The 8,051-nt window shown below is 52.7% G+C and carries 6 protein-coding genes; 5 read left to right on the forward strand and 1 reads right to left on the reverse strand.

Going from position 1 to position 8,051, the window contains the following annotated elements:
- The first annotated feature begins 5 nt into the window (after positions 1-5).
- A complete protein-coding gene (gene clpB, locus Q4501_RS17500) occupies positions 6-2,582 on the forward strand; it encodes an ATP-dependent chaperone ClpB (protein WP_303597547.1) in 2,577 nt (858 codons plus the stop codon).
- Between the two features lie 73 nt (positions 2,583-2,655).
- Here clpB and Q4501_RS17505 read toward each other — a convergent pair whose 3' ends face one another.
- Positions 2,656-3,117, reverse strand: a complete 462-nt coding sequence (locus tag Q4501_RS17505) for a DUF4124 domain-containing protein (RefSeq protein WP_303597548.1) — start codon at positions 3,115-3,117, stop codon at positions 2,656-2,658.
- Positions 3,118-3,638: 521 nt separating this feature from the next.
- On the opposite strand from Q4501_RS17505, the gene Q4501_RS17510 reads away from it, so the two are divergent.
- The 4 genes from Q4501_RS17510 (at position 3,639) to pssA (ending at position 7,879) form a co-directional block, all read left to right on the forward strand.
- Positions 3,639-5,357: an acetolactate synthase 3 large subunit gene (locus Q4501_RS17510; RefSeq protein WP_303597549.1), complete on the forward strand. Its 1,719-nt coding sequence runs from the start codon at positions 3,639-3,641 to the stop codon at positions 5,355-5,357.
- A 2-nt stretch (positions 5,358-5,359) separates the two neighbouring features.
- The gene (gene ilvN / locus Q4501_RS17515; protein ID WP_096784020.1) at positions 5,360-5,851 is read left to right on the forward strand and encodes an acetolactate synthase small subunit; all 492 of its coding nucleotides are present in this window, start codon (positions 5,360-5,362) and stop codon (positions 5,849-5,851) included.
- 67 nt (positions 5,852-5,918) lie between these two features.
- Positions 5,919-6,935, forward strand: a complete 1,017-nt coding sequence (gene ilvC / locus Q4501_RS17520) for a ketol-acid reductoisomerase (protein WP_303597550.1) — start codon at positions 5,919-5,921, stop codon at positions 6,933-6,935.
- 89 nt (positions 6,936-7,024) lie between these two features.
- A complete protein-coding gene (gene pssA / locus Q4501_RS17525; RefSeq protein ID WP_303597551.1) occupies positions 7,025-7,879 on the forward strand; it encodes a CDP-diacylglycerol--serine O-phosphatidyltransferase in 855 nt (284 codons plus the stop codon).
- Positions 7,880-8,051 lie beyond the last annotated feature (172 nt).

Consider the following 8,051-nt stretch of genomic DNA (forward strand, 5'->3'; position numbering starts at 1 on the left):
AATCCATGAGAATCGACAAGCTAACCAGCCTTTTGCAAACTGCTCTGGCCGACGCCCAGTCGCTTGCTGTTGGCAAGGATCACAACTTTATTGAGCCCCTGCACCTTATGCAGGCGATGCTGGACCAGCAGGGCAGCTCTATTAAACCGCTTCTGAAGCAAGCTGGTGCCGAACCTGGCCGGGTGCGCCAGGCTGTGGCGCAGGAAATTGAGAATTTACCGGAAGTAAGTGGCAGCGCAGGCGATGTCTCCATGTCCAATGACATGGGGCGCTTGTTTAATATTGCCGACAAACTCGCACAAAAGCGTAAAGATCAGTTTATCTCCAGCGAGCTCATGCTGTTGGCCGCTCTGGAGGATCGCGGCACGCTTGGTCGTGTATTGCGTGAGCAGGGAGTGGATAAAGCAGCACTGGAAAACGCCATTAATGCGGTACGCGGCGGCGAAGCTGTGGATGATGCTGGTGCCGAGGAAAACCGTCAGGCGCTGTCCAAGTACACGATTGACCTGACCGAGCGCGCGGAGGCTGGAAAGCTCGACCCGGTTATCGGGCGGGACGATGAGATCCGTCGCACTATTCAGGTGTTGCAGCGTCGACGCAAAAACAACCCGGTGCTGATCGGGGAGCCTGGCGTGGGCAAAACTGCCATCGCGGAGGGCCTGGCCCAGCGGATTGTAAACGGCGAGGTGCCTGAGGGCCTGAAAAACAAGCGTGTCTTGTCCCTGGATATGGGCTCGCTAATTGCTGGTGCCAAGTTCCGCGGTGAGTTTGAGGAGCGTTTGAAGGCCGTTTTGAATGAGTTGGCCAAACAGGAAGGGCAGATCATTCTGTTCATCGACGAAATACACACGGTCGTGGGTGCCGGTAAAGCTGAAGGCTCCATGGATGCGGGCAATATGCTCAAGCCTGCATTGGCGCGCGGTGAGTTGCATTGTGTGGGCGCCACTACGCTGAACGAATACCGTGAAAACATCGAAAAGGATGCCGCTCTGGAGCGTCGTTTCCAGAAGGTGCTGGTGAACGAGCCTAACGAAGAAGACACCATCGCGATCCTTCGTGGCTTGAAAGAGCGTTATGAGGTGCATCATGGCGTAGAGGTTACTGACGGAGCCATCATTGCAGCTGCAAAACTCTCGCAGCGCTACATCACCGACCGTCAATTACCTGATAAAGCGATTGACCTCATTGATGAGGCGGCCAGCCAGATTCGTATGGAGATGGACTCAAAACCGGAGCCTCTGGACCGGCTGGAGCGCCGACTGATTCAGCTCAAAATCGAACGGGAAGCGTTGAAGAAAGAGACGGATGCGGCCTCGAAAAAGCGGCTTGAAGAGCTTTCAGGTGTTATTCAGGGCGTGGAGCGGGAATACGCTGATCTTGAAGAGGTCTGGAATACAGAGAAAGCCGCTTTGCATGGCTCCCAGAGGGTAAAGAGCCAGCTGGAGCAAGCTCGTATCGATCTTGAGACCGCTCGCCGTGTAGGTGATCTGGGCAAAATGTCGGAGCTGCAGTATGGCCGCATTCCAGAGCTGGAACGGCAGCTCGATATGGCGAGCCAGGCTGAAATGATGGAAATGAAGCTTCTGCGCAACCGTGTTACCGACGAGGAAATCGCGGAGGTGGTTTCCAAGTGGACCGGGATTCCGGTATCCAGAATGATGGAAGGTGAGCGCGATAAGCTGATGCGTATGGAAGATGAGCTGCATAAGCGGGTTATCGGTCAGAGCGAAGCAGTAGAGGCTGTGTCTAATGCCGTTCGCCGCTCGCGGTCAGGTCTCGCAGATCCGAACAGGCCTAATGGTTCGTTTATGTTCCTCGGGCCAACCGGTGTGGGTAAGACCGAGCTCTGTAAAGCTTTGGCGTCGTTTCTGTTTGATACTGATGAGGCCATGGTGCGTATCGACATGTCGGAGTTTATGGAGAAGCACTCCGTTGCCCGCCTGATTGGCGCGCCTCCGGGTTACGTAGGTTATGAGGAAGGTGGGTACCTCACCGAGGCCGTCCGCCGTCGCCCGTACTCTGTGCTGTTGCTTGATGAAGTTGAAAAAGCGCATCCGGATGTATTCAATATATTGCTTCAGGTGCTTGATGATGGACGCCTGACAGATGGTCAGGGTCGTACAGTCGATTTCCGTAATACGGTGATCGTTATGACGTCAAACCTGGGTTCGGACATTATCCAGCAGAAGACCGGCGAAGAAAATTACGAGGCTATGAAGAGCGCGGTCATGGAGGTAGTGGGAACACACTTCCGCCCTGAGTTCATAAACCGGGTGGACGAAGTGGTTGTATTCCATCCGCTTGCAGGAAGCCAGATCCATGGAATAGCGAAAATCCAGATAGAGGTTCTTGGCAAGCGCTTGCAGGATCAGGATATGAAGTTGGAGTTGGACGACGCTGCTCTGGATCTTCTGGCGGAAGTCGGATACGACCCGGTATACGGTGCGCGGCCTCTCAAGCGGGCAATTCAGCGAATGATTGAAAACCCGTTGGCGCAAAAACTGTTGCAAGGCGATTTTGTTGCCGGCGATACAGTTCTCGCCACTGTGGATGGTGGTGAGTTGGTATTCAAGAAGGCGTAACTGAAGTCTGAAAAAGGAGGCGGAGTTGTAGTTCCGCCTCCTTTATTCATCTTGTCTCTAGTTCGGAAATCAGCTACTGAGCTTCAGACTCACAGTTTTCAGCGGCAATTTTTTCCAGTTTTTCGCGCTGTTCGGAGACCTCCTCCGGGCTCAGGTAGCGCAATTCTCCGTCTTCCTCGATACGGATCCGTGCGTTGCTGTCGATCACCTTCAGGTTTTCTTGAGCAGTTTCACAGTTGGCGGCACGTTGCTTGCGTCGTGCGGCTTCAACTGCAGTCTCCTTTTCCCTGTCGGCTTCTTTCTGCTGTTGCTCTTGAAGTTTGCCAAGCTGCTCTTGCGGGCTTGACCGGTTGGTCGCGGCTGCAGAAGATGTCCCCGAACGAACGTTGACTGTTTCAGAGTTCGACCCCACAGGTTGGCGGTCACCAAAATGGGTTACGCCGTTTTCGTCCGTCCACTTGTACACCGAGGCGCCCATTGCCATGCAGGGTACTACGGCCATTAATAGTGTCAGTGTCAGGGTTTTTCTGTTCATGGCTCTACTCGTGGTGTGTAAACTGTTTCAGACAGGTCAGCAACCTGAATGCCTGGTACCGTTAGTCTGTAAAATATTTGCCTATGATGCCAGTTGTCCGAAGTATTTTCTTCTGCCTGGTTCAAATCTAGACATCTAAGTTGCGACTAAATTATGCCAGACCATTGGCCAGTACGCGCATAGAATGCAGCAGAGCCTATTGACAGGGGATTTCGCGCTGTCAGAATTACTGATTGCCTGAAGACTGGGGTTAATTCGGCCGGCAATCCCGTGCACCTATTCCCCGTTATCTACCACACTGAGCGTCCCGCGCGTCTGTCGCGGAATGGTTGTTGCTTACGTGCAACCCATCGATTGGCCGTTCTCCGCAACCCTCAGGAGCGCGGCTGGCCAGGAGACAACCTCTTTGCAAGGTGTGAAGCAGCCGGTTCCGCTTTCAAAAGAAGCAGGGAAACCGTGAACCCAGGCGTCCGGTCGGGCATGTGCCCGGCTCATTCACTCGTAGAAGAGGGTAGAAAATCGTGGAGTTATTGTCTGGCGCCGATATGCTGATCCGCTCCCTACAGGATGAAGGGATCGAGTACATATACGGCTATCCGGGTGGCGCAGCCCTGCATATTTATGATGCGCTGTTCAGGCAGGATAAGGTCAAACACATTCTGGTAAGGCACGAGCAGGCAGCTGTGCACATGGCTGATGGCTATGCGCGCGCCTCCGGGCAGCCCGGAACTGTGCTTGTGACCTCCGGCCCTGGAGCCACCAACACCATTACCGGTATCGCTACGGCGTTCATGGACTCCATCCCCATGGTGGTTCTGTGCGGCCAGGTAGCGTCCACACTGATTGGCGAAGATGCCTTTCAGGAAACCGATATGATTGGTGTATCCCGTCCTGTCGTAAAGCACAATCTTAGTGTGCGGCACCCTTCAGAAATTCCGGAAATTATCCGCAAGGCGTATTACATAGCGTCGACCGGGCGTCCCGGTCCTGTTGTTGTTGATATTCCCAAGGATATGACCGCGCCGAACGAGCGCTTTGAATATGCTTACCCGAAAAAGGTCAAGCTGCGCTCTTATAATCCGGCAATTCGTGGCCACGCCGGCCAGATCAAAAAAGCGGTCGATATGATGCTGGCGGCTCGTCGCCCGATCATCTATGCCGGTGGTGGCGTCATTCTGGGCAAGGCATCCGGTCAATTGACCGAGCTGGTTCGCAAGCTGGGTTTTCCAGTCACCAACACTCTGATGGGTATTGGCTGTTATCCCGCCAGTGACAAGCAGCATCTTGGCTGGCTTGGCATGCACGGAACCTATGAAGCCAATATGGCTATGCATCATTCGGATCTTATTCTGGCAGTCGGTGCGCGGTTTGATGACCGGGTGACTAACGCAACTGAAAAGTTCTGCCCTGGTGCTCGAATTATTCACATCGATATTGATCCGGCTTCTATTTCCAAAACGATCGACGCTGATGTTCCCATCGTCGGACCGGTTGATGCAGTTCTCAAGGAAATGCTTGCACTGGTCAAGGAGAGTAAAGAAAAACCGGATGCAGAGGCGCTTTCGTCGTGGTGGAAACAGATTGATGAATGGCGTGCTTTCCACGGTATGCGTTACGAAACCAGCCCGGATGTTATCAAGCCTCAGGAAGTGGTAGAGATGCTGTGCCGCCTCACTAATGGAGATGCGTTTGTAACCTCCGATGTGGGTCAGCACCAGATGTTTGCTGCCCAGTACTACAAGTTCGACAAGCCTAACCGGTGGATCAACTCCGGTGGCCTTGGGACCATGGGCTTCGGCTTGCCTGCTGCGATGGGTGTCAAGTTGAACTACCCGGACGATGAAGTGCTTTGCATAACGGGCGAAGGCAGTATCCAGATGAACATTCAGGAATTGTCTACCTGCAACCAGTACAATTTGCCGGTGAAGATCATCAACCTGAACAACCAGTCCCTGGGTATGGTAAGGCAGTGGCAGGACATGAATTACGAGTCCCGTCATTCCCATTCTTACATGGAATCCCTGCCAGACTTCATCAAGCTGGCGGAAGCCTATGGCCATGTCGGCGTCCGGATCGACAGAAAAGAAGATCTTGAGCCGAAGCTCAAAGAAGTTCTGGCAATGAAAGACAAGCTGGTGTTTGTCGATATCCAGGTTGACCGCTTCGAGCACGTATATCCGATGCAAGTAGCCCGTGGCTGCATGAAAGATATGTGGCTCAGCAAGACGGAGAGGGTGTGATCATGCGTCGAATCATTTCTGTGTTGCTAGAAAATGAGCCAGGCGCTCTGTCTCGTGTAGTTGGTCTGTTTTCACAGCGGAATTACAACATTGAGACCTTGACCGTTGCGCCTACTGAAGACGAAACCTTATCCCGGCTTACGGTTACCACGTCTGGTTCCGATAGGGTTATTGAGCAGATTACCAAGCAACTCAACAAGCTGGTTGAGGTGGTCAAGCTGGTTGATTTGACCGAAGGCCCTCACATCGAACGGGAGCTGATGCTGGTCAAATTGAAAGCAACAGGTTCTCAGCGTGCCGAAATCAAACGTACGGTGGATATTTTCCGGGGCCAGATTGTTGACGTTACCAGCTCGGTCTATACGGTTCAGTTGGCGGGCGACAGCGACAAACTGGATGGCTTTATTCAGGCTATCGGTACGTCGGGTGTTCTTGAAGTAGTGCGCTCTGGTGTTTCCGGAATCGCCAGAGGCGAGAAGGTTTTGAGCCTTTAAGTCTTTTTATAATTTACGAACGTTCTGGCTTTTTTATAAGGCCACCACATAAAAACAGAGGTTTGTCATGCAGGTTTATTACGATAAGGATTGCGATCTTTCTATTATCCAGGGCAAGAAAGTTGCCATCATCGGTTTTGGCTCACAGGGCCACGCACATGCGTGTAACCTGAAAGAGTCCGGTGTTGATGTCACTGTCGGGCTGCGCCCGGGATCGTCCTCTATTGCCAAGGCAGAAGCCTATGGCCTGAAAACCAGTGATGTACCATCTGCAGTTGCTGCTGCCGATGTTGTTATGGTTCTCACTCCAGACGAATTTCAGTCCCAGTTGTACAAGGCCGAGATCGAGCCTAACCTGAAGCAGGGTGCAACTCTTGCGTTTGCTCACGGCTTCGCAATCCACTACAACCAGATTGTTCCGCGTAAAGATCTCGACGTTATCATGGTTGCTCCCAAGGCTCCGGGGCACACTGTGCGCACTGAGTTCGCCAACGGTGGTGGTATCCCTGATCTGATTGCCATCTTCCAGGACGCTTCGGGTAATGCCAAGAACTTGTCATTGTCGTATGCCAGCGGCATCGGCGGTGGGCGTACAGGTATCATTGAAACGACCTTTAAAGATGAGACTGAAACCGACTTGTTCGGTGAGCAAGCTGTTCTGTGCGGCGGCGCGGTTGAGCTGGTAAAAGCTGGTTTTGAGACTCTTACCGAAGCCGGTTATGCGCCGGAAATGGCATACTTTGAGTGTTTGCATGAGTTGAAGCTTATTGTCGACCTGATGTACGAAGGCGGTATCGCCAACATGAACTACTCCATCTCCAACAATGCGGAGTATGGCGAGTATGTAACTGGCCCCGAAGTTATCAACGAACAGTCTCGCGAGGCTATGCGTAATGCGCTTAAGCGCATTCAGAGTGGTGAGTACGCGAAGATGTTTATTTCGGAAGGTGCTCTTAACTACCCGTCAATGACGGCTCGTCGTCGTCAGAATGCCGCCCATGAGATTGAAGTGACAGGTGAGAAGCTTCGCGGAATGATGCCGTGGATTTCCGCCAACAAGATTGTGGATAAGGATAAAAACTAAGCGGAGTTTCGCTTGGTTTAACGAAACGCGGCCCGGGTGGCCGCGTTTTTCGTATATACTCCGCTCAAATACTTTCCGGAGTAATGGGAATGACTGAAGAAAGAAAAGATGCCGAATCGAACGCCGTGCCAAGTGAGCCGGAGCTGACCTCCAATTCATCTGGGGAGTGTGATGTAGAGCCGGGCGAAGTTGTAGAAGAAGAGCTGGTCGAAGGAGCCCCGGTCCGCAGAAAGGGAATTTATCTTCTGCCTAATGCACTGACAACGGCTTCGTTATTTTCCGGGTTCTATGCGATTGTTTCAGCGGCAGGCGGTGTTTTCGATAATGCAGCCATTGCGATTTTCGTGTCCATGATTCTTGATGGGCTTGACGGGCGTGTGGCCCGTATGACCAATACGCAGAGCAAATTTGGTGAAGAGTACGACAGCCTTGCGGATATGGTGGCGTTTGGTGTTGCGCCCGGGTTTGTCGCGTTCTTTTGGTCGCTGAACGGACTGGATAAGATCGGTTGGGCCATCACTTTCATCTACGTTGCCGGTGCAGCGTTGCGTCTTGCGCGATTCAATACCCAGATCGGTTCTGTGGATAAAAAGTTTTTTGTCGGTCTGCCCAGTCCTGCTGCTGCTGCATGTGTCGCCGGACTGGTATGGTGCTTCCACACGTTTGAGCCTTCGGCCTGGCTTACCTTTCTGACTATTGTAGTTGTGGGTGGCGCGGGAGTGCTGATGGTCAGCAATGTGCTGTACCGCAGTTTCAAGGATCTTGATATGCGTGGGCGGGTGCCTTTCGCGGCAATTCTGCTTGTTGTCTTGATTCTGGTGGTGATTGCGCTGGATCCCGCTACAGTCCTTTTCACCGGTTTTCTTATTTATGCTTCGTCGGGTCCTGTTCGTGCGCTATTTCGCGGTAAGCCGCGCCGCCGGTCGAGCAAAGCTGGCAAGTAAAGCTTTAGGATTAGGGAGAAGTAGTACGGTTTTTGATCGGTTTCTTCCTTGTTTGGGTGATTCAGTAGGTGGAAACCGAAGTCCTTTATAAATAATTCAAAATGCCCGTTGACAGATCTGCGTGTGTCTGTAGAATGCGCATCTCCTTCGAGGGACACACCGCTGAGGCGGG

Source organism: Marinobacter sp. 2_MG-2023, assembly GCF_030546935.1.
Lineage (GTDB): Bacteria > Pseudomonadota > Gammaproteobacteria > Pseudomonadales > Oleiphilaceae > Marinobacter.

Coding starts and splice junctions, on each gene's coding strand:
- clpB (WP_303597547.1), top strand. CDS start 6: ATGAGAATCGACAAGCTAACCAGCCTTTTGCAAACTGCTCTGGCCGAC.
- Q4501_RS17505 (WP_303597548.1), bottom strand. CDS start 3,117: ATGAACAGAAAAACCCTGACACTGACACTATTAATGGCCGTAGTACCC.
- ilvN (WP_096784020.1), top strand. CDS start 5,360: ATGCGTCGAATCATTTCTGTGTTGCTAGAAAATGAGCCAGGCGCTCTG.
- ilvC (WP_303597550.1), top strand. CDS start 5,919: ATGCAGGTTTATTACGATAAGGATTGCGATCTTTCTATTATCCAGGGC.
- pssA (WP_303597551.1), top strand. CDS start 7,025: ATGACTGAAGAAAGAAAAGATGCCGAATCGAACGCCGTGCCAAGTGAG.